Source organism: Nocardia sp. NBC_01388 (assembly GCF_045040085.1).
Taxonomy (GTDB): domain Bacteria; phylum Actinomycetota; class Actinomycetes; order Mycobacteriales; family Mycobacteriaceae; genus Nocardia.
The window spans coordinates 4,781,077-4,802,541 of sequence record NZ_CP109553.1; the positions used below are offsets into that span (position 1 = coordinate 4,781,077).

Sequence of the window (21,465 nt, forward strand, 5' to 3'; positions counted from 1 at the left end):
ATCTTGGCGGCCATAACTGTTGACTGAACTACCGCATCGGTTTTCGCTGTTCGAGAGGTGCGGGCACAGGGACAGGGCTACCGTCCCGGCGCGTGAGTGATCCAAGGCAGAACGGCAGGGATCTGGCGGGGTTGGTTGTGCCGCTGGTGGGTTCGCTGCCTGCGACGGGTGATCCATGGCAGCCGTATCGCTTGCTGGACGCAGCCGGGGAGGTCGTGCCGCCGGTGGCGGAATACCTTCGAGAGTTGCAGGCGATGGGACGGCCAGCGACGACACAGCGCTCGTATGGGCTGGCGTTGCTGCGGTGGTTCCGGTTCGTGTGGTCCATCGACATGGCGTGGAATCAGGTCACCCGGGTGGAGGCTCGGGATTTCTGCCGCTGGTTGCAGGTCGCGGACAAACCGGTTCGGCGACATTGGCGACACATCGGCGACGATCACGAAAAGCCCACTGCCACAGTGCACCCGGTGGCATCGGTGAACCCGGTCACCGGCAAACCGAGCCAGGGACCCCGATATGCGCCACGCACTCGGGCGCATTGCGAGACGGTGCTGCGAAGCTTCTACGACTTTCATCTGGAAGTGGGATCGGGTCCGATCGTCAATCCCTTTCCTCTGGTGCGCCGGCGAGACGGGGAACGTCCAGGCTCCCAGCGAGGTTCGGCGGACCCGGTACGGTCCCAGCCCAGCGGCCGGTATCGGCCACGGCTCGTAACGCAGGCGCCGCGGCGGATTCCCGATGACCGCTTCGATGAGCTGTTCGCCCGGTTGCCCTCGCATCGGGATCGGGCGTTGGTGGCGTTCTGGGTCTCCACCGGAGCGCGGGCGGCGGAATTGCTCGGAGCTCACGGCTGCGATGTCGATCCCGGACGGCAACTGATCACGGTGGTGCGCAAGGGAAGTCGCGCCATCCAGCCGTTACCGGCATCCCCAGATGCGTTCGTGTGGTTACGGCTCTACCAGCTCCAGATCGAAGCGGAGGTCGCGACTGAACCTGATGCTCCGTTGTGGTGGACAATGCGGCGGCCGATGCGGCCGTTGTCGTATCCGGCGGCGTATCGGATGTTCGCGCGGGTCAACTCGCTGATCGGCGCGAACTGGAGCCTGCACGACCTGCGTCATACCGCCGCCTACCGGATGGCACGTGACCCCGCGATGCCGCTGACCGACGTGCAGTGGGTGCTCGGCCACGCACATCTGACCACTACCCAGCTCTATCTGAACCCTGTGCCCGAAGACGTCATCGCGTCCGTGCTCGCCCATCACCAACGCCTCACCCAGCGCGATGCCACCATCGCCCCGGCACCCGCGTTGGGTTACCGGCCCGAGACCATGGCCACCCTGTTCGGTCAGGACCGATCGTGACCGGCTTCCTCGCGTCCGGACACACATCCGAGGTCGATCTGCCTCCCCGCCTGCGCAACCGGGCGGGACAGGATTGGCGTGAGCGGTTCCCACCCAGAATCGTTCCCGCGCAATGGACCGCGACGCGGTGGAGCCGCGCCATGGTGGTGGCTCGGCTGACCTCCCCGCCGTTCGCCAACGGCATCGTGTCCAATCAGCGACGCCGCCGCCTGGCCTTGACCCGGTTCCTGGACTGGCTCGAGCAACACGATGGCCGCACCTGGCAGCAGCGATGGTTGGCCACCGGCATTGCCGAGGACCCGGCCACCGACTGGCGTCCCCCGGTGGTGGCGTGGCTGCGCCGACGCGGCGAGACCACGGCCGACCGGTCGTTGACCGAGAGCATCACTTCCGGGCTCGCCCAGCTGATCTATGCCGATGTCCTGCGCCCGGACCTGGCCTGGATCGTGGGCAGCCCACACCGGTTCCCGCTCGGTGCGGTGTTGCCTCGCGTTCGGGACCCGCAGGGATTCGCCGCGCTGACCGCCCGAGCGACCGCGAAAGGGGTCGATTTCGAGCAGCGCCGCCGCGCGGTCGAGGAGATCTCGATCCTGCTGGCCGCCAAGGGCGGTGCCATCGCCGACATCACCGTCGGGGACTGCCTGGAGCTGATGGAGTTGCGTGACCGTCGCGGCTTCGGCAACAAAGGTCTGGGCTTCTATCAGCTGTTACACGAGCTCGGCCACTTTCCACCCGATGCCCCCTCGACGCTGCGGATGCTCGAGCGCCGCTACCGCGAACAGCTCACCGACACCGAACTGGTCGATCAATACCAGCTCGACTGCCGACCCGTGCGTGACCTGCTGGTCGCGTATCTGGCCGAACGCCGCCCGCACCTGGACTACGCCAGCGTGAATCAACTCGCCTACCTGCTGGTCAAGCTCTTCTGGAAAGACCTCGAGATCCACCATCCCGGCATCGATTCGCTGCGGCTGCCGCCCGCTATCGCTGCCGCCTGGAAATCACGTCTCGCCACCAAGACCCTCACCCGCCGCGCCGCGGACGGGCAGTTGATCGCGACCGTCGAACCACGCATGGACACCGCCATCTGCCTGTCCACCGTGCGCGGCTTCTATCTCGATATCGCTCACTGGGCCAGTGAGGAACCCGAACGCTGGGCCGCCTGGTCAGTACCGTGCCCGATCAGCCGCGCCTCCATCCGCCCGAACATCACCCGCGCACGCGAGAACCGCAAGTCCCGCATGGATCAGCGCACCCGCGAACGCATCCCCGTGCTGCCGGTGTTCCTGCGCCACCTCGCCGATGCCCGCGCCCGGGCCGTGGCACTTCTGGAAACCGCCCGAAACACCACCCCCGGCCAGGTTTTCACCTGCAGCGAGATCACGCTGCGCCGAACCGTCATGCGCACCAAGACAACCCGGATCTGGGTCGAGGACCCCGACACCGGTGCGCGCCGCGACCTCACCCGCGAGGACGACATCGCGTTCTGGACCTGGGCCGCGGTCGAAGTCCTGCGCACCACTGGCATCCGCATCGAGGAACTCACCGAACTGTCGCATCACAGCCTGGTCCAATACCGGCTGCCCTCCACCGACGAGCTCATCCCGCTGCTGCACATCATGCCGTCCAAAACCGACACCGAACGGCTGCTGGTCATTTCACCCGAACTGGCCGACGTCCTCGCTACGATCATCCACCGAATCCGTGACCACACCGGTGCCGTCCCGATGGTCGTCGGCTACGACATCCACGAACGCACCTTCACCGCCTCCACGCCGCTGCTGTTCCAACACCGGGTCTGCGCCGACACCCGGCCCATCGCCGCGGCGACGCTGCGGCTCTGGATCACCGCTGCGCTCAACGACATCGGCCTGCGCGACGCCTCCGGCAACCCGCTCCACTTCCAGCCTCACGACTTCCGGCGCATCTTCGCGACCGAAGCGATCCGCAACGGAATGCCACCCCACATCTGCCAACTGCTCATGGGCCACACGAGCATCAACACCACGATGGGCTACAAGGCCGTTTACCCCGACGAAGCCATCAACGGTCACCACGCATTCCTCGCTCGTCGCCGCGAGCAGCGCCCCTCCACCGAATACCGTGCCCCGACCGATGACGAGTGGGACGAGTTCCTCGGCCACTTCCAACAACGCAAACTTTCCCTCGGCACTTGCGGCCGCGCCTACGGCACCGACTGCATCCACGAACACACCTGCATCCGCTGCCCACTGCTGCGCCCCGACCCCGCACAACTACCGCGACTCACCGAGATCCGCGACAACCTGCTCGACCGCATCACCGAAGCCCAACAACAGGGCTGGCGCGGCGAGATCGACGGCCTCAAAGTCAGCCTCAGTGCCGCCAACAACAAGATCGCCCAACTCCACCAAGCCACCCGCCGCCGAACCGAACTCGGCATGCCCAGCTTTCACGTCGCCGCCACCAACTCCATCGACCCCGACAATCACCCACCGCCCAGCAGCTGAACGCTCGCAACCAAGTTCAGACAATGTTGTTGTGGTGGGTCTTTCCATTCCTCGCCCGCCTGGTCGGATTCTTCATCATTTTCGACTCACTGCTCGCGATCGTCCTGACCCCTGCTCGGGCGATCCCCGCCCGACTGCCCTGGCTCGCGCTCGGTGTCCTCATCTGGCTTGTCGGGCATTGGGCGTGGGCGTTCAAGCACGGGATCTGGGACTCGCGCCAGGCTCAACCCGGTGATCTCACACAACTGCGACTCCGCCATTCCGTGCCCGTGCAGCCGCCGCACCGCGGCGGCCGCGCCCGCTTCGGCATCGGCCTCGCTCTGGCGGTAGCGCGCATCCACTGCGGCGATCGCCGCGTCCCGCCGTTGCCTCGCTCGTTCCCATCGGCTGTGCTGCTTGCGGAATTCCGTCAGATCGGTTTCGTTCTCCCGCAGCGCGCACGCCTGCTCGGCCATCAGCCGCGCTGTCACCTCCCGCGCCCACTTGCGCGCATTCGGCTTCTCTGCCATCAGGTGCCTCCCTTCCTGCCCCGGCCGTCCGGCGGTCCGGACCCTGCCGCTTCTCGCATTCAACTTTCCTCCATCACTCTCCATTTCCACTTCCAGAATTCCATTCTCACCCCATTTCCAGCAACCCTCCAATTTCCTTTCCAGCAGATCCCATATGGGTTCTCTTCCTTCTTCCGTCACACCTCTTGCATTTCCAATGCTACTCACGGGTAATGTCTAATGCAGTGAGGTTTTTCGCGCTACTTTCGAAGAGGTGATGACCCTTCACCGCTTACACGCCGGAGACGGATACGAGTACCTGACCAGCCAAGTGGCCAGCGGTGACCGTCTGCGCGACCGCACCCGTGACCTCACCGACTATTACACCGAGCACGGCACTCCGCCCGGAATATGGATGGGCCGGGGCGCGACCGAACTCGGCCTGTCGGGAATGGTGACCGAGGCGCAGATGAAGGCGTTATTCGGTGAGGGTTTGAATCCGGACGCCGATACCATCATCGCCGCTGCAATAGCAGACGGAAAGACCGTGAAGCAGGCTGTCGAGGCCGCGCAGATCGGGCGAATGTTCTACGAATTCTCCACTGAACCCTCACCGATTCGCGACATTCTCGACCGCAAATTGGCCGAGTTCACTTTCGCATGGCGGCGGCGCCCGGACTGGGACGAGCGCACGATCCTGCGCACCGATGCCGCCCGAGAACACCTCACCAGCGTGCTCGGCCGCGCCCCCCGGCGCGCCGAGATCGACCAGGCACTCGCCGCCGAGAAAGCCGAAACCCGCAAGGCGGTGGCCGGGTTCGATTGTGTGTTCACCCCGCAGAAGTCCATCAGCATCCTGTGGGGCCTGGGCTCGGATGCGGTGCGCCGCGAGATCTGGCAATGCCACCTCGAGGCCGTGCGGGAGGTCCTGGAATTCGCCGAATCCCGGTACGCGGTGACCCGCCGCGGCACGAACGGGGTCAGACAGATCGATGCGACAGGGCTGATCATCGCCGCATTCACCCACTACGACAACCGCGCCGGGGACATGAATCCCCACACCCACGCAGTGATTTCAGGAAAGGTTCTCGGCTCCGACGGCAAGTGGTCGGCGCTGGATGCGCGCGCGTTGTACGCGGCGGCGGTGTCGCTCTCGTGCCGCTACAACGCGACCATCGTGGGAAAATTGAAGCGGCGCATGGGGTTACGGTTCGAGGAACGCACCCGCAGCCGAGGCAAGCAACCTGTCCTGGAAGTGGTCGGTGTCGGCGAGGAGATGGTCGCCGAATTCTCCCGCCGTGAGGACATTCTCGTGCGCTTCGAGGACCTCGTCGCCGACTACCGCGCCAGCCACGGGCGCACCCCGAGCAAGGTCACCCAGTACAAGCTCGCTCAGCAGGCCACTCTGCAAACCCGTGCGGGCAAACCATTACCGAAGGCGTTGCGGCAGATGATCGGCGAATGGGATGCCCGGTTCCGCTGTGCGTTCGGCCGCGGGCGCGGTGGGCAGCAGTTCGTCGATGACCTGTTGTGGGCTCACAACCATCCCGACGCACCCCGACCGTTCGATCCCGACGACGCCATTGTCGAGATCGGTGTCGGGCTCGGTGGTGTCGCCGAACTGCTCACTGCCACACCACTACAGCTGCAGCAAGCAATCACTAACCAACTCGGCCGATTCCAATTCAGCACACCCCAGGCCACCGCAGGCGCCGCCCGAACATTGTCGGTGCGGTTTGCATCCGACCCGGAGGAGTCGCTGCTCGACCGCATCGACGCCATATGTCTCGCACGGCGCCGCACAATTTACGACCCGGCGGGGATCGCGGTGGAGGTCACGGACACGGTGGGACGGCGCCGCGCCACCTGGACCGAAGCCAATATCCGTTCCGCCGTCGAAGACCGTGTCGGGCTGTGTGATTTCGTCAGCGACGCCGCGCACCGCGCGGCCGTGGAAGCGATCACCGTCGCTGTGCGGGATCACCATTCGATTCTCCTGAGCATCGACCCGGATCCGGTTCCCGCCGTCATGGCCCGCGCTTCGGGGGAAAGCATCTTCACCGCCACCGGCACTGCCCGCTGGACCAGCCGTGCTGTCCTGGATGCGGAAACCCGACTCCTGGATGCCGCCCGCACCCCGAGCGCCGTCACCGTTTCCGCCCGAAAAGTCGACGCGGCCATCACGCGAATCCAACGCGGTGGTGGACGTCTTCTCAATCCCGGGCAGCGTGCCATCGCGCAGTATCTGTGCACGGCCGCAACGAAATTCGCGGTCGCGATCGGACCCGCCGGCAGTGGCAAAACCACGGCCATGGCGGCCGTCGCCGCCACCTGGCGCGAGAGCGGGAGGGATGTCATCGCCCTGGCACCCTCGGCGTCGGCAGCCCGTCAGCTCTCGGCCAGTCTCGGTGTGCCGGCACGGACCATCCATAAACTCTTCGCCCAAGCCGACCACGGTGTCCCGACCGGGATCACGCCCGGGGCGATGCTGCTCGTCGACGAGGCCGCCATGGCCGCCACCTTCGACCTCGATGCCCTGCTCGCCCTCGCCGATACCCACGGCGCCATCATCCGGGGCATCGGCGATCCCGAACAACTCTCCGCCGTCGAATCCGGCGGCATCATTCGCACGATCGCCCGTGACAACCATTCACCCGCACTCTCGGAACTGGTGCGCTTTACCGACCCGGAAGAGGCCGAAGCAACCCTGGCCGTGCGGGCAGGAAACGCAAAAAAGGCGTGGGAGTTCTACGACGGTCACGGCCGCGTCACCCACGGCCTCAGCGACCAACTTCGCGCAGAGATCCTGTCGCGGCACCTCGCCGATGCCGACGCCGGGATCTCCTCGGTCATGATCGCCGCGACCCTTCTCGACGTCGCAGCACTCAATGCCGCCGCCCAAACAAGCCACCTCGCCGCCGGTCGCGTCCGCGCCGACAGCGGAGCAATCCTGTTGTCGGACCGGCACACCGGGTACCTCGGTGACACCGTCGTCACCCGCCTCAACAACCCGTTCCTGAAAGTTCTCGGTGGGCGTCGCCATAACACCCAGGTCGATAACGGCGACCTCTGGTATATCCATGCCATCCACACCGACGGGTCGATCACCCTCACCGGAATCGACCACCGCGGGCATGTCACCCTGCCACCGGACTATGTGACCCAACAGGTCGAACTCGGTTACGCCTCGACCATCCACCGCTCCCAAGGCATCACCGTCCGCCACGCATACACCCTGCTCAACGACACCCTCGGCCGCGCCCTCGCCTACGTCGGACTCACCCGCGGCACCGACCTCAATCAGGTCTTCCTCGCCACCGACGCCCTCATCGACCTCTCCGGCGACCAACAACCAGACGACCCGGGGGAACCCTTCCGCTGCTTCGCTCGTGTCCTGGCACGCGAGGACGACAACCGCTCCGCGACCGACATCATGCGCCAAGAACAAACCGCCGCCGACCACCGCATTCGCGTCAACTACCAGCACGCCTACCAACTCCTGGCCGATGCCCGCGCCGAGCATCTACTGGGCCGAGCACTCCCCGCACTCTTCCTCCACGAGGCCAAAAACTCGCCGAACTACCAGGATCTGCTCGACACCATCGCACTCGCCGACGCCCACCACCTCGACACCGGCGCACTCGTCACCGCCATCGCTACCAACAACCTCGAAGACCTCGGCGAATCACTGGTCACCGCCCGCGACACCGCCGCCGTACTACGCTCCCGCGCCGACCGCTGGATCCAACAACGACTCTCCCCCATCCCCAACCCGATCACCATTACCCCTGTCGAAACCCTCACCACGACAGACTTTTCCGCTATCACGAACCTCATCGCACAACTCAACACTTTGCCGATCCTGACCACGCCTGCAGCAAAACGCTTCCGCGCCTTGCGCGATGCCCCCTACCCAAGCTCTTTCCTGCCGGTGCCCACACCGTGGCGCGGCATGGACGCCGCACTGCTCAATTACGCACACGAACTTCGGCGAAGGCTCCTCGGCCCGAACGCCGACACCGCCCTCCCCGACACCGAAAATCGTCAGAATGTGCCGCCTGCCTCGCCCGACAATCTCCCGAACGCTGATGAAATCCAGCGCCCGGATCTTCCCAGTAGCGTTGTCTGGCATGCCGAAACTCTCACTGCAACAACTAGTTATGACCCACTTGCGTTCATCGCACGGCTCAATGCCGTTGAAACCCTCACCACCGAACCCGGGCCCCTACCGGAAGCCAGTGCCGATCGCTGGCCTCCCTCAGTCAGCGCGGAACGACTGGCGCGCATGCATTCGGACTACCACGACTATGTGAAAGAACTCGCCGACGCCCACACCGATCGGACTCTCTATCGCGCGATGCCTGCGGTGCTGTACCGGCTAGCGGTCAACTCCCGACACTGGAATGCCTTGCTGGACACCATCGCCCTCGCCGACGCCCACCAGCTCGATACCACCACATTGATCGCAGCCATCACCACCGACAACTACAACGACCTGGGCGCTTCCCTGCTCCTCGCCGGCGACCCCGCACGCGAGCTACGCGACCGCGCCGACCTATGGATCCACCACCATCTACCCCACTCCGAACCCACCCACACAGCCGTATTCCGTGCCCTCACCGACAGCCCCTACCCCGGCCAGTTCAGGCCGATCCCCGACTACCCCGGCCGCGACGAACAACTCGCCGACTTCGCCAGCGAACTCCGCACACGAATCGACAACGCACAATCGCCTCACCACACCCCAGCCACAGCATCCGCGACCACACCCCCAGCCCCGACCACACCCCCGGCCGCCCCCGCACCACGTTCACCGGCCCCCCGAAAGACCGCCGCAGCCGCGCGCCGTCGCATCAAACCCGCCTCACCCGGTAGACCCCGGCGACCACATCGCCGCGGCATGTGATGTCACCGATCCCATTGAAGTTTGCAGAGAAATTGCCACAATGGGATTGAGGTGAGGTTCGTGCGAGCGAGGAGGCACCATGGGTGAACCCGCTGGGGATGAGGTCTGGCGCCAAATACTCGATGACCTGCTCGAGCAACACCGCCGCCGCGCCGCCGCTGATCCGGAGCGGCATCCGCTGATACAACCGGCAGCCGGAGCCACCGAGCAACAGCTTCGCGACGCCGAGAACCGGCTCGGTTTCCGATTGGACCCGCAGTATCGCGAATTCCTGTCGATCGCCAACGGCTGGGACCGATACGACTTCTTCAGTGACCTTCTTGGAACCGGTGATCTGGGCATCGGGCCACGATGGGACGAAGCGGTCGAATCGCTGCACTGGTTCGTCGATGACATCGGACCCGAAACCGCACGAAATCTCGCGATACCCGACGACTACGCCAGCAGCTACCTGCCTATCGCCGACCGCCTGTGCATGCTCCTGCGTGACACCGCCCAAGGGCCGGCCGGATCCATTTTCTCCCTTTACGTCGACTGGGGCGGCATCTGGCCAGACCTGTACTCCTATCTGCTGGCAGAGCTACGCCAGATCGTCTATTTCACCGATCAGGCGGTGCTCGGGCCCCATTCGGAGACTTGGGGACGCGACATCCGCATCGATCCGCCCAGATTCACTGACATCATCAACAGGATCATCGACCTGAGCGACGCCGCGTACCCCAGCCAACCCGTGCGGCCCAACCCCGGCGCGGCCCGCGCCTCCCTCGACGAACTCGATGCCGACCTCGCTGGCGCCTTGCATCCCGAACATCGAGAACTACTGTCGATCACCGACGGACTCTGCACCCCGGAACCGATGCTCGGCCACGTCCTGTCCGTCGATGACATCCGCGAAGGCACCCACTGGCACAACGCCCTCACCCGCGCCCAAACCATCGAAAACGACTACTTCGGTGACCTCGCAGAGGAAGCGGCCCGCGAAGGGGAACGACCCCCACCTCCGAAACCTCTTGTCCTCGAACGCATACTCGAGCTACCTATCGTCCCGTTCTCTGTGTACGACGGGCGCGTCTACGGAATCGACACCCGCACCGGCAAGGTCCGCGAACTGCTCGACGATGCCTTCATCCCCGGAGCCTTCCCCGCCTACGCCATCTCGTACGGAACCGTCCGCGAGCACTTGCTGACCATCTGCGATCACCTCCGGGGCCTGGGCCTCGCGAACCATGAATCAGACAGCGAATGAGATCCATGGAATTGGAGCAATCCGTTCTTGAGCGCACGTCGACGGCTGATCGCTGCCGCACTAGCCAGGCCGCACTCAGTCATAGAGCCGACCGAGTAGCGCACCCTGCCCGGACTGCAGGACATGCGCGGCTTCCAACGGAATCCAGAAGCACTCGAACCGGGTTGGTTCACCCTGGCCGTCGTGGTCTTCCTGGCTGAACCAGCGATCAGGCACTTCGCCGTGCAGTGCGAGCTCGAAGAAGTGACGGCGTTGGATCTCGAATCGGTATGGGCTGATGTCGTATTCGGTCTCGCCGAGCCTGCGTACGATCGTGAACTCGGTCAGGCCAGTTTCCTCGCGTGCCTCGCGTAGTGCGGCGTCTTCGGGGGCTTCGCCGGACCGGATGCTTCCTGCGGGCACTTGGATCCCCACTTGCTCCCACGCATATTCCACATGACGGAAGACGAGGAGCGCACCCTCACGCACGATGTAGACGAGCACTCTGTCTCGAACCACCCTGGGGTGCTTCACAATCTTCTTCACGGAATTGGTCACCACAAACCTCCCTCAGGCTCGGGTGCCTGGCACGAACTCCGGTAGACTTGCCGACCGCGTTCAAACTCGCCATCCACCTTTCAAGGACCCTTTGTCCCGCCTTGCTGGCCCGGCCGCGCGCCGACCCCCTGCGATGTTCCCCTGGCCCGGTCGTTAACCGGGAGTGGTTGATAGAAATTGCTGGTCGGCGTTACGACCTATTTGTCAACGGTCACCGCGCAACTTGCTGAGCTGCACAGACTTCCCACCATTCTCCGCAGTCCTAGAGCACCCTCTGAGAGAGCGTGGCCCACATACGAGACGGTTCCACAAGTCCGCCAAGTCATCTCGGATCCGCGTGCAACCCCGCGCAGACCGTTCTATTGGCGGGCGCGCCCGTCGTGGAGGTACGCGGTCCGCCCGTTCTCGTGGGCACGTAGGGCCGCATCAACACGATCCCAGTAGGGACGTAAGCGCTGCTGCGCCTGGTCCAGGGTACAAAATTCGAAGGCGACCAGCTCCTCGTCAGTGATGTGGAGGCTTGAGATCTGTTCGGTGGTGAGCTCGCCGCCGTCGAAGATGACCATCAGCGAGTCGTCCCAAACCCCGTGCGGGGCCACCCAATCCAGGCACAACAGGGGAAGCGCACGGCCGGTCAGATCGAGACCGAGTTCCTCCCTCAGCTCACGACAGACAGCATCGACAGGCGGTTCGTTGGCTTCGGCCATTCCGCCGGGGATGTCCCACTGCGGTTTATAGGAGGGATCGACGAGCAGGATCCGCCCCGCCTGGTCGAACACCAACGCGTCGGCGCCGACCCGTTTACGCGGCTGAGTCCGGTTTCCCTCTGCGAGGTGCCGGCGGTATTCGGCGGGATCGCGTTCGTACAGCGGGGGTTCCACATTGCTCATGACATCTGCTAGAAGTAGCCCTTCAGCATCTCAGTCGACCATGGTGCTTGGCGGATTTCGCCACGCGGTCCGAACTCAACGAACCAGGGCTTGATGTCGAGCACGGGGGTGCCGTCGACGGCATCGAGCTCAGCTACATGCAGATCCAAACCATCTACCCTCAACAACCTGGTGCGCGATACCCCAAGCCAGTTGACGCGCCGCATGTTTCGATGCCCGAAAATCCCGACCTTCGGCCATTCGGGGTTGTCCCGTGCGCTGCGTGCACCGAAGTGCAGATCGGACTGATCGGTCAGGTGGAACCGGAACACGACCTCGAGGTGGCTGAACGCTTCCAACCCCTGAACGGATTCCTCAGTGAACCGGCTGTCATCGATGCGGATGATGGCTTCGGTTCCGCCCCAGTGATCATCGGTGGGTTCGATACGGCCACCAACGACATGCGCGATCGGTGCTACGTCAAAGGTTTCGTCTGCCATCAGTCCTCTGCCCTATGTCTTGTTTGCGGCTAGGTAGTTCTCGGCCCATCGGTCAATCTCGGCTATACCTTCGACTCCTTGGCGAAGGTACGGTGCGACCGTTGATCGGATATCGCGGGCGACCTTGCGGGTCCGCCCAGACCGAACCGTGTTCATCTCGCCCAACGCGGATTTCCATGTGGCGCAGGCTTGCTCCAGCTCCCCACGGCACGCTTGTACGGTACCGAGATAGCCCAACGTGACCGCATGAGTGCGTTTGAACGACGCTGCCTTGCGCTTTTCGACGCTGAGCTTGAATTGGTCAGCGGCGCCGGTCAAGTTGCCCGAATCACGTAGTGCACAAGCAGTTTCGTGAGCAAGGCTCGCCTCGGAGAAGAAGAATACCCGGCTAGGCTCATCATCCGTAGCTGACGCGGCAGACAGGTTGTTTTCGGCTTCGATCAGTGCCTTCGCAGACTCGCGAGGTTGGCCGGCTGCGCTCAATGCCTTGGCGTGCACCACCTTCAGCAGTGCACGCTCGCGTGGGCAGGCGGCTTGGTACCGGTTGCCGCTGACTGATGCTTCCGCCAGTTGCAACCCTTGGTCGAGGTGTCCGAGATCGACCGCTTGGTGTGCCATCGCTCGCAGTATGTGACCGGTCAGCGAGTCGTCGGCTGCTTCAGTGCTGAGTTGGGTGGATGCGAGGAAATAGTGTTGTGCGACTGCGTGTTCGTCGTTGTCGAATGCCATCCATCCGGCGAGGTAGGCCAGTTCCCCAGCCGCCGAGAACATGTCACGCTTCACAGTGTCGTTCGTGAAGGTCGCGTTCAGATAGCCAGCGATTTCATCGGTCAGGTATTGCGCTACTGCTCGCCGGCCATGCCCGCCGCCGAGCTTCTGATCCAGCCGTGAAAACACGGACATCACATCCCGTGCGGCAGCCACGTCGTCTTCGCCCACACGCTGAATGCTGGCCATTTTGATTGCGGTCGAGGGCGCTGATTTGCGGAGCCACCCTGGGAGCAACGCGGATGCGCTAAGTGCTGTGGAGTATCCGACATGCAGGAAGGTGCGTCTCTCCACGTCTGCCTTTCCGAGGTTCAGCAAGGTAGCTACAGGGTCTTGGATATCACCAAAACGCTGTTGGTACCACGCTATGACATCGGCAGGCGCCGGACTCCGTCCGGTCTCGTAGTAGGCGATCGAGGACTTGCCTCGGAGAAGCTGAGCGGCCACTTCGGACAGCGGTACTCCGGCGGCATCCCGGGCCGCTCGGAGTTGTGCACCGACGATCGCGTCGTGACTGTCCATCGAGTCGAATGTAGCCGTTTGTGGACACGGTGTGGACGTCAACTCATAGATCCGGTGCATAGCGCGGTGGTTGTCTGAATTACGAAATGCAAGGAGTCGGAACAGGCGACTGGAGGGCAGCAGCTATGGCTCTGACGGTATTGGAAGCAACGGTGCTCGGGATGCTGGGGGTGTCGAAACCGGCAGCGGCCCAGACTCTTCGGCAGCTGCTGAACGCAACTGGCAACGAACGCTCTGGTGCGACCCTGCGGCGTGCGCTGAGAAATCTTTCGAACGCTGGACTCGTACAACAGGCCGGATCGAGTCCTGTTCGGTGGCGGATCACCTCACGCGGGCAACTCTCCATCAGTTCACCAAAATATCGGGACTACCAGCTGCCGAAGGCCGTGTGATGAAAATTCAACCGATTGCGATCGGATATCTCCGAACCGACATCAGCGGACCTCAACAGCAGTGGGACGAGACGCGAATGCGCCATCTCGCAGCACGATTGGGCTACACGCTGCTCAAGACCGTGGCGTTCAGTGCGCGCACCGACCACCCCGTGGACCGGCTCGCGAACGTCGTAGCGAATCTCAAGGTCGACGCGGTCATCGTGCCGGGTCCACAGCACTTCGAGACGCGGCAGATCCCGGCGCAGATCGTGCAGATCGCCGACGTCATCACCGTCGAGCCGCAATCCACCTACGCGCGCAGAGCGACCGGCGAGCTACCCGAACTGAACGGGGCGAACAAATGACCAGCCCGATCGAAGGCGTAGTGATTGGTCGACCGCTTCCAATCCTCACCTACCGCCAGCAAGCCGAACTCAAGCCCGAACTGACCGACGTCATCGAGTACCGCAAGTCCGGCCTGAGCGTGAACTGGATCGTCGGCTGCCCACTCGACTGCGGATACTGCGTGCGTCACCTGTTCGGCAACTTCGAAATGAAGGTGCCGAGGCGCCTGATCGACGAGGAAGCCGCCGCCGCACGACTCCTGGCGCACAAGTACTTTCGGCCGCATATCACCCCGATTCAACTTCTGAATCGGGCCACAGACCCGATGCTCCCTCGGGTGAAGCCGCATGTATTCGAGATGCTGCGACTACTCGATGAGGAAGGACTCACCAACCACGTCCTAGTCATCACGCGGTGGCGGATCGCCCCGGAGGACTGCGTAATCCTCAACAGCTTCAAGCACATTCGGCTCACGATCTTGGTCACCCACTCAGGTATCCAGCATGCCCAGATCGAGCCGTTCGATTCGGCCATTGCCGCCGACTCGCTCCGCACCGCTTACGAGCACGCACGGAACTATCGGGTCGTCTTGTACTGGCGGCCGATTGTGCCAGGGCTCAACGACAGCGAAGCGCATCTTCGGCGTGGGTTGGAACTGAGCCACTTCGCGCACGCCACCGTCTTTACTGGGCTGTTCTACAAGGACCAGATCAAGCAGTACTTCGAAGACCATGGCCTACCCACACCGTACGACGAGGGACCGCGCCGCAAGATCATGCCGGAAACCCTGGAGCAGCGGATACTCACGGCGGCACAGACATTCGAAACCGGATCCCCGCTATTTCGAAAGACGTCCTGCGCGGTGACCTACGCTCACGGAGTTGCTGACTACAACGGCCACTACGGCATCCGCGAATTATGCGACATCTGCCCGGTCGCACAGCTCCAACGCTGCGCCGGGGCCTGGCAGCGACCGAACGAGGCGGAGGTCGACGAATTCGCCCGGCAGCTCGGTGGCAAGCTCATCGAGATCAACGAACGCTCCATCGTGGTCGCCGGCCTGTTCGAGCAGCCGCGCTACCTCATGCAACACAACCTGGGTTACCAGGTGCACGACGTCGAGAAGCCGCACCACCTTCATCAGCACGGCCGCGCCGACATCGGCTGGCCCGCGACCAAGGAGACGCTGTGACCGCCGCGTATACGGAGATCCCCGCCGCCTTGCGCGGCCACGACATCGCTGTTGTGGATGTGGAGGGCAACGGTCAGAACCCGCCCGAGATCATCGAGATCGCCATCATTCCGGTAGCCGGGACGGCGGTCAGCCCTGACGAGATCCGATCCTGGCTCATCCGTCCGAAGAATCCGATCACGCCGATCGTCACGCGCAAGGTGCACGGCATCAGCAACAAGGACGTCGCCGATTGCCCGGAATGGGAGGACGTATCCCCGGCGATCGGACGCGTCATGTTCGGCCGAACTCTGGTGGCGCACAACGCGAACGTCGAACAGAGGGTGCTTTCCACGCACCTGCCTGACTGGAAGCCGCTGATGGTGCTCGACACGCTGCGCCTGGCAAAGTCGCTGTGGCCCGGCCTGAAAAGCTACGCACTCGACAAGCTCATAGAGCACGCACAGCTGGATACCGGCGCGTTGGCCGAACAGGGGCACCATCGCGCCGCGTATGACGCCTGGGCAGCGTGGCAGCTGCTTTGCCGTCTGGTCCATGGCACCGATATGGATTGGGACGCAGTTGTACAGGCCGGCGGCCTGCCGGAATTCGTCTCACCGCCCGACCCCGAAGGTGGTCTGTGGTGAACGAATCGAACGAGGTCACTCGCCCGGTGACGGTCGCGGTGATGGGAACCCATTCCACCGGCAAGACGACGTTCCTACGGCGGCTGGAAGAGCGGTTGCGGCGCAACAGAATCGAGGTCACCACCGTCGCCGACCTTGGATACGACGCGCTTAAAGCGGGCCTGCCGATACTTGACCGGCACACCTGGGCGTCCACTACGTGGATCATCACGCGGGGGATCAGCAATGAGCTCGAGGCGTGGCTTCACGCCGACGTCGTCCTGATCGACCGAGGAGTACCCGACGCCCTCGGCTACTACGAAGCCGCGCTGGAATACCGCAATCGCGTGCCCGACCCCCAGCACATCAAGCATCTGGAAGACATGGTCGTCGGTCACAGCCGACACTACGACTTCGTGCTGCGCACAGTGCTGGACCCCGAAGTGCCGTTGGGGGACACCAAGCCTCGTGACACCGATCTGAAATTCCGTGCGCTGGCAGATCAGCGGATCGAAGGCGTGATGAACAGGCTCGGCATCGGGCACGACACCCTGACCTCCACCAGCCATGAACGAGCGCTTGTCGATGCCATGGCGTACATCGGCCTGCGGCTCTCGGACCCGGACCTGAAGATCCCGTGGAACGACGACCCACCGCCTGCGGCCGCTGCGCCCGCATCCTGACACTCGAAGGTCCCCGGCCACGGCCGGGGACCTTCCGTTTCACGATCAGAACAGTTGACCGGACGATGCGGGTGGCTCCGGACGAGGCCGCTTCCTCATGTCCTCCTGGATCACCAGGCCCCGCCGGTCGAGCAGGGCCGCGATCTGCTCCTCCACACCTGCCAGCTGGATTTCTAGGAAGGTGACCTCATCGCCCTCGGCGGTATCGAGGTCTTCCAGGATCTCGGCGCGATCGTCCTGCAAGCCCCTCAACTTGGCCGCTTCGATCTCGGCCCGAAGGCGTTCAATCTCGTCATCCGCCATAGGGGCAGAATAGGAGTCCTATCGCTGCTTGGCCGGTTTATCCGCCCTGCCAGAGCGCGCTCACTCTGTACCAGAAGCAAACCCCGTTCCGATATCCCGCGTACACGACAAGGAGCCAGCCATGAGAATTGTTGGAGCATTCTTTGCGGAGTCCGTCCGAACGGCAGAAGGCAAGCTCGATGTGTGGGGCGGCGTCCTCGATACCGTGGAGCTTCACAGCCCTGTTCCGGTCGTACACCTCGTCGTCTTGCTACAGCGGGGGCCTGACGATCTCGGCAGCCCCACCCTCATTCATGTAGCAGTGACCGGCCCAAGTGGCGAACCAACGGCGGTCCTCTACGGAAAAGAGGAGGTGTCCGAGTTCGACTTTTCTGTTCAGCCGATGTCTCTGCCGAACAGGGAGAACAACTACATTTCCGGCCCGTTCCTAGCCAGATTTGGTAGCGAAGGTCGGTACGCGTTTACCCTCAGCGTCGGCGAGCAGGAGCCTCTAGCAATTGCTCTACACGTTGAGGGATGACCGCACGTTCTGACTCCAAATCCGCAGTGTCGCATCGTCGCCGATAAGGTCGAGCCGTCGGCGTCGCGTGCATTCCTTCCCACGTAAACGCCCGATAGATCCGAGGGCAGTAACCCGGCTATTCCTGCCGCGTGCCCTCGCGGACGCCCCGCTCCCAGCCTCACGGCCTGGTCGTAGCGGGGCGTCTCGCTTTCCTCGCTCCTCCCAGGCAAGGCCGCCCCCGCGCACCCCACAGCGCTCATTGGCGGATGAGGCACGGCCTCCGGCGGAGGGGCGAGGACGGCCAGGCCGCCACCAGATCCGGCTCCCGCTCACCGTGCAGGTGCAGTGGCGTCGATAATGCCAGGCTGGACATAAAGACACGCATCGAATTGAGAGCACCATGATGCAGATCAGGCCCATCGGCGGGGACGGCATCCTCGCAAATCCGGCCATCAAGGTGGCTTTCACTTCACGAATTCGCATGGCGCCCAGTCCGTCACACGGTTCCGTCGAGTTCTGGGCGCTCCGCGGTTCATCGGCTGACACTCGTGAGGTGTCAGTTGCGGCCGAGCGTCGCCGATCGAAGCGATTCGACTTGCTCAGCGAGCCGTCGGACGGCGGGCCTGCGGTTATGGGGGTTCAGATCGCGAAGAAGAGTGTTCAGGTGCCCGACACAGCGGTTCGAGCTGACGTCGTCGGTGAGGATCGCGACGGCCTGATCGGCGAGAGAAAACGCCTGGTCGAGGTCGGGATCGGCTTGGCGCACATAGGTGGTGGCGAGCAAGGTGTAGCGCAGGGCCCCTTCGCGGGCGGCGTTTGGATCTTGCAGACGCAATGCTTGACGGAAGTGCCTGCGCGCTGCGGAATAGTCGCCGAGTTTGAGGTAGCAGAATCCGGCTTGGCCATGTGCGTGTCCGGGATTGAGCCAGTAGCTCCAGTCCGGCGCCGTCGTCGTCGGTGAGTCAAGGCTACTGAAAGCGTCATCGATGGCGCGGCGAGTTCGGTCTGCTGATCCGCTGGTGGCATATGCTTCCGCCGCGCGCAGCGCCAGGATGGCCGAGACACGTGGGCTGGCACCGCGGTACCCGGCCCTGGCGGATTCGGCGAGAGTGACCGCTTCGAGCGGCTGTTTGATGTCTTTTGCCTGGCAACTCATAAAGCCGAGGGTGTTGGCCGCCAATGCGCGATCGCCTGCGGTGTGTGCAGCACGCAGTGCGGCCATCCAGTAGCGCTGGGCGCCGGCGTGCTGCCCACCGTCGAATGCCAGCCAGCCGGCCAAGCGCAACAGTTCACCAGCGTTGCTGTGCAGCCGTCGTCCCACGGTATCGGTGTAGCTGCTGTGGTCGATCAGTTGTACGACCTGGCGCACATGCGCGCGGACCATCAGCAGGAGCCTGTCACCGCCTCCACCGTCGTCGAGTCGCCGCAGGCTGGCGTTCATGAGGTCGAGTTCGTCGACGGCGTTGAGAGTGACTCGCCGAGACTTGCCCGAACGAGTGAGGTACGGGACGGGCTCGGCCAGCAGCCACTGGTGAGCGGGGGCACTCATCGCGGCCCCCATCACGGTGAGAAATGATCTCCGGTCCATGGGATCAGCCTCCGTAACTGCCCGCATTGCGCGCGCGGCCCCTTCGGCTGTCCACGGTAGTTGCAGTCCACTGTCGGCGGGCAACAACGGCGGCTGATCATCTCCGCGGGCAGCGGGCCAGCCCAGAGTTTCTGGGCTGAGAGGTCGGTCCAACTCCGCAGCCAGCAGGGTGGCGATCAGCTCCGGCCACGGCGCGCGGGGACGCTTTCCCCGAATCCATTTGTACGGCGTCTTCTCGTGAACGCGGAGTTCACAGTGTCCGTTCAGGGCGGCGTGGTCAATAAGCCTGCGGGCCAGGGTTTCCGGGCTCCATCCGAGCTCTCTCAGTGATGCCGCCAGTTGAGGATTGTTCACCTCGCCTCGCCTCCTGATCAGCAGCTTTTCGGCGGTGTGATGCGGGTGACTCTAGCGCCGAAACCTGAGCGTTGGGCTCCAAATGCTCCAAAGGCACCAAGGGCACCAGTTCCGCTGCGGGCGCATTCGCGGTGTTCTCGAACTGCTTGGAAATAGCAGCGCATGGCGCGGATCGCGCCAACCGAGAACGGAGGATTCCCCATGAGCCAGAAGGCAAACCAGCGAATCAGCGTGACCCAGGTAGCCGGTCATATCGGTGCGGATATCGACGGAGTTGATCTGTCGGTTCCCCTCGATCCCGAAACCGTCGCCGAGATCCGCGAAGCACTCCTGGCGCACAAGGTGGTGTTCTTCCACGATCAGAAGATCGGCCACGCCGAACACGTCGCGTTCGGGCGGAGTTTCGGCGAATTGACACTTCGCCCGCGCCCACAGAGCGGGGGCGAGCTCGATGAGTTCCCGGAGATCTGCACCATTTCCCCGACTGTCGATCTTCAGCGGTACGGCCGCGATATCGAGGCGCACTACCGGAGCCGATGGACCTCGGCGAGCGGCGGGTGGCACACCGATATGACCCATGCGGTCAATCCTCCGATGGCATCGATCCTGCGTTCGGAGACCGCACCGGCGTTCGGCGGTGACACGCAGTGGACGAATCTTGTTGCGGCGTACGACGGGTTGTCGGGTCCGCTGCGGCGGCTGGTCGATGATCTGCGGGCCGAGCACACGTTCTGGGCGGGCTACCAGATGTCGGAGTACGACGAGGTCGACAGCTCGATCATGGAGATGGTGAACGCGCGAGCGATGGTCTCGGTTCATCCGGTTGTTCGCCTGCACCCCGAGACCGACGAGAAGGCATTGTTCGTCAACCCATCGCGTACCAGCCACATCCTCGGGATGAGCCGGGTGGAGAGCCGCCGCCTGCTGGATCTGCTGTACGAGCAGATCACCCGGCCTGAATACACCGTGCGGTTCCGGTGGGCGCCGGGTTCGGTCGCGTTCTGGGACAACCGGGCGACCGCGCATATCGCCGCCGCCGACGTCAACGCCTCCGACGGCTCACGCATTCTGCATCGCGTCACTCTCGTCGGCGATATCCCCGCTGGCCCCGATGGGTTCTCCTCCTATGCGGTGACCGGTCGGCCGTTCGGGAGCGCAGACCGGTGAGCCTCGCCGACAACGCTCCGTTCGTGACGGGCTCGCTCACCGATATCACGAACGCGTACACACTGTTTGAGCGATTCCCCCAATATCGGTCCGTACTCGGGTGGATCGGGGACTTCGTCCTGGCACCGGATTCACGGCTGCACCGGCCCGGGCCGGTGTGCCCACGCCTGAGTGTGGCGATTGATCAGGACATGGTGCGGCTGATCGCGGCTCATACAAACCGGGCAACGGTGCACGAGGCGAGCGAGACCGTCCCCGCACTGGCCGACCTGTACTCCGAAGTGTTCGATGAGGCCGAATCGTTTCGGCGTGGAGCGCTGCTGGCGGTGTTCCCGGATATCGACCCCGCCGGCGCCTCGGAATTCATCGACGGCGGTCATGCGCTGCTTCGGCTAGATTTCGTGCGGCGCGGATTGATGCTCGGCGAGTTCCATCAGGCCAGTTCCGTTGGCAGCGTGCATAATCCGGCGTTTCCGGTGATGCGGTCGCCGGTGCCGATGTTCGCGGTCCGCGCACTGACCGTCCACGATCTCTTGTTTCTGGATCGGCCCGGCAAGCAGCGCGAGGAACTGCTGGGCTACTACCTCAAGCATGTCGGCGGCCGCGCCCCCGCGGCCGTTGTCGACCGAGTCCAGCGGACTCTCGCAGCGATGGGGCACTGAC

Annotated in this window: 18 protein-coding genes; 11 read left to right on the forward strand and 7 right to left on the reverse strand. The window is 63.9% G+C overall.

What is annotated here, in order from left to right:
- The first annotated feature begins 92 nt into the window (after positions 1-92).
- The gene (locus OG716_RS23570; protein WP_405132931.1) at positions 93-1,364 is read left to right on the forward strand and encodes a tyrosine-type recombinase/integrase; all 1,272 of its coding nucleotides are present in this window, start codon (positions 93-95) and stop codon (positions 1,362-1,364) included.
- Positions 1,361-3,853 (forward strand): tyrosine-type recombinase/integrase, encoded by a 2,493-nt coding sequence (locus tag OG716_RS23575; protein WP_405132932.1) that lies wholly within the window; start codon positions 1,361-1,363, stop codon positions 3,851-3,853. The genes OG716_RS23570 and OG716_RS23575 overlap by 4 nt, the downstream gene beginning before the upstream one ends.
- Before the next feature lie 86 nt (positions 3,854-3,939).
- On the opposite strand, the gene OG716_RS23580 is transcribed toward OG716_RS23575, so the two are convergent.
- Positions 3,940-4,362 (reverse strand): hypothetical protein, encoded by a 423-nt coding sequence (locus OG716_RS23580; protein ID WP_405132933.1) that lies wholly within the window; start codon positions 4,360-4,362, stop codon positions 3,940-3,942.
- Positions 4,363-4,618: 256 nt separating this feature from the next.
- Here OG716_RS23580 and mobF point away from each other — a divergent pair, with 256 nt between their 5' ends.
- The gene (gene mobF, locus OG716_RS23585; protein WP_405132934.1) at positions 4,619-9,247 is read left to right on the forward strand and encodes a MobF family relaxase; all 4,629 of its coding nucleotides are present in this window, start codon (positions 4,619-4,621) and stop codon (positions 9,245-9,247) included.
- Positions 9,248-9,326: 79 nt separating this feature from the next.
- Positions 9,327-10,493, forward strand: a complete 1,167-nt coding sequence (locus tag OG716_RS23590; protein WP_405132935.1) for an SMI1/KNR4 family protein — start codon at positions 9,327-9,329, stop codon at positions 10,491-10,493.
- Positions 10,494-10,568: 75 nt separating this feature from the next.
- Here OG716_RS23590 and OG716_RS23595 read toward each other — a convergent pair whose 3' ends face one another.
- The 4 genes from OG716_RS23595 to OG716_RS23610 form a co-directional block, all read right to left on the reverse strand.
- On the reverse strand, positions 10,569-11,030 hold the full coding sequence (locus OG716_RS23595) for an NUDIX domain-containing protein (protein ID WP_405132936.1): 462 nt from the start codon (positions 11,028-11,030) through the stop codon (positions 10,569-10,571).
- A gap of 359 nt (positions 11,031-11,389) precedes the next feature.
- Positions 11,390-11,920, reverse strand: coding sequence for an NUDIX domain-containing protein (locus tag OG716_RS23600; RefSeq protein ID WP_405132937.1), 531 nt, complete (start codon positions 11,918-11,920; stop codon positions 11,390-11,392).
- A gap of 8 nt (positions 11,921-11,928) precedes the next feature.
- Positions 11,929-12,399 (reverse strand): SAM-dependent methyltransferase, encoded by a 471-nt coding sequence (locus OG716_RS23605; RefSeq protein ID WP_405132938.1) that lies wholly within the window; start codon positions 12,397-12,399, stop codon positions 11,929-11,931.
- Between the two features lie 12 nt (positions 12,400-12,411).
- The gene (locus OG716_RS23610; RefSeq protein WP_405132939.1) at positions 12,412-13,689 is read right to left on the reverse strand and encodes a helix-turn-helix domain-containing protein; all 1,278 of its coding nucleotides are present in this window, start codon (positions 13,687-13,689) and stop codon (positions 12,412-12,414) included.
- Between the two features lie 391 nt (positions 13,690-14,080).
- Between OG716_RS23610 and OG716_RS23615 the strand changes: the two genes are divergently transcribed.
- The 4 genes from OG716_RS23615 to OG716_RS23630 are packed head-to-tail and all read left to right on the forward strand — an operon-like array spanning position 14,081 to position 16,888.
- Positions 14,081-14,428 carry a hypothetical protein gene (locus OG716_RS23615; protein WP_405132940.1) on the forward strand — a complete coding sequence of 116 codons (348 nt, stop codon included), beginning with the start codon at positions 14,081-14,083 and terminating at the stop codon, positions 14,426-14,428.
- A complete protein-coding gene (locus OG716_RS23620; RefSeq protein WP_405132941.1) occupies positions 14,425-15,600 on the forward strand; it encodes a radical SAM protein in 1,176 nt (391 codons plus the stop codon). The genes OG716_RS23615 and OG716_RS23620 overlap by 4 nt, the downstream gene beginning before the upstream one ends.
- The gene (locus tag OG716_RS23625; RefSeq protein WP_405132942.1) at positions 15,597-16,226 is read left to right on the forward strand and encodes an exonuclease domain-containing protein; all 630 of its coding nucleotides are present in this window, start codon (positions 15,597-15,599) and stop codon (positions 16,224-16,226) included. Before OG716_RS23620 ends, OG716_RS23625 begins: the two co-directional genes overlap by 4 nt.
- Positions 16,223-16,888 (forward strand): AAA family ATPase, encoded by a 666-nt coding sequence (locus OG716_RS23630; protein WP_405132943.1) that lies wholly within the window; start codon positions 16,223-16,225, stop codon positions 16,886-16,888. The genes OG716_RS23625 and OG716_RS23630 overlap by 4 nt, the downstream gene beginning before the upstream one ends.
- A gap of 45 nt (positions 16,889-16,933) precedes the next feature.
- On the opposite strand, the gene OG716_RS23635 is transcribed toward OG716_RS23630, so the two are convergent.
- Positions 16,934-17,191 carry a hypothetical protein gene (locus tag OG716_RS23635; protein ID WP_405132944.1) on the reverse strand — a complete coding sequence of 86 codons (258 nt, stop codon included), beginning with the start codon at positions 17,189-17,191 and terminating at the stop codon, positions 16,934-16,936.
- 121 nt (positions 17,192-17,312) lie between these two features.
- On the opposite strand from OG716_RS23635, the gene OG716_RS23640 reads away from it, so the two are divergent.
- A complete protein-coding gene (locus tag OG716_RS23640; protein WP_405132945.1) occupies positions 17,313-17,711 on the forward strand; it encodes a DUF6941 family protein in 399 nt (132 codons plus the stop codon).
- A gap of 538 nt (positions 17,712-18,249) precedes the next feature.
- Here the strand turns inward: OG716_RS23640 and OG716_RS23645 are convergent.
- On the reverse strand, positions 18,250-19,635 hold the full coding sequence (locus tag OG716_RS23645) for a tetratricopeptide repeat protein (RefSeq protein WP_405132946.1): 1,386 nt from the start codon (positions 19,633-19,635) through the stop codon (positions 18,250-18,252).
- Between the two features lie 201 nt (positions 19,636-19,836).
- Here OG716_RS23645 and OG716_RS23650 point away from each other — a divergent pair, with 201 nt between their 5' ends.
- The gene (locus tag OG716_RS23650; protein ID WP_405132947.1) at positions 19,837-20,802 is read left to right on the forward strand and encodes a TauD/TfdA dioxygenase family protein; all 966 of its coding nucleotides are present in this window, start codon (positions 19,837-19,839) and stop codon (positions 20,800-20,802) included.
- A 23-nt stretch (positions 20,803-20,825) separates the two neighbouring features.
- Positions 20,826-21,464 carry a DUF6875 domain-containing protein gene (locus OG716_RS23655; RefSeq protein WP_405139865.1) on the forward strand — a complete coding sequence of 213 codons (639 nt, stop codon included), beginning with the start codon at positions 20,826-20,828 and terminating at the stop codon, positions 21,462-21,464.
- Position 21,465: the final 1 nt, after the last annotated feature.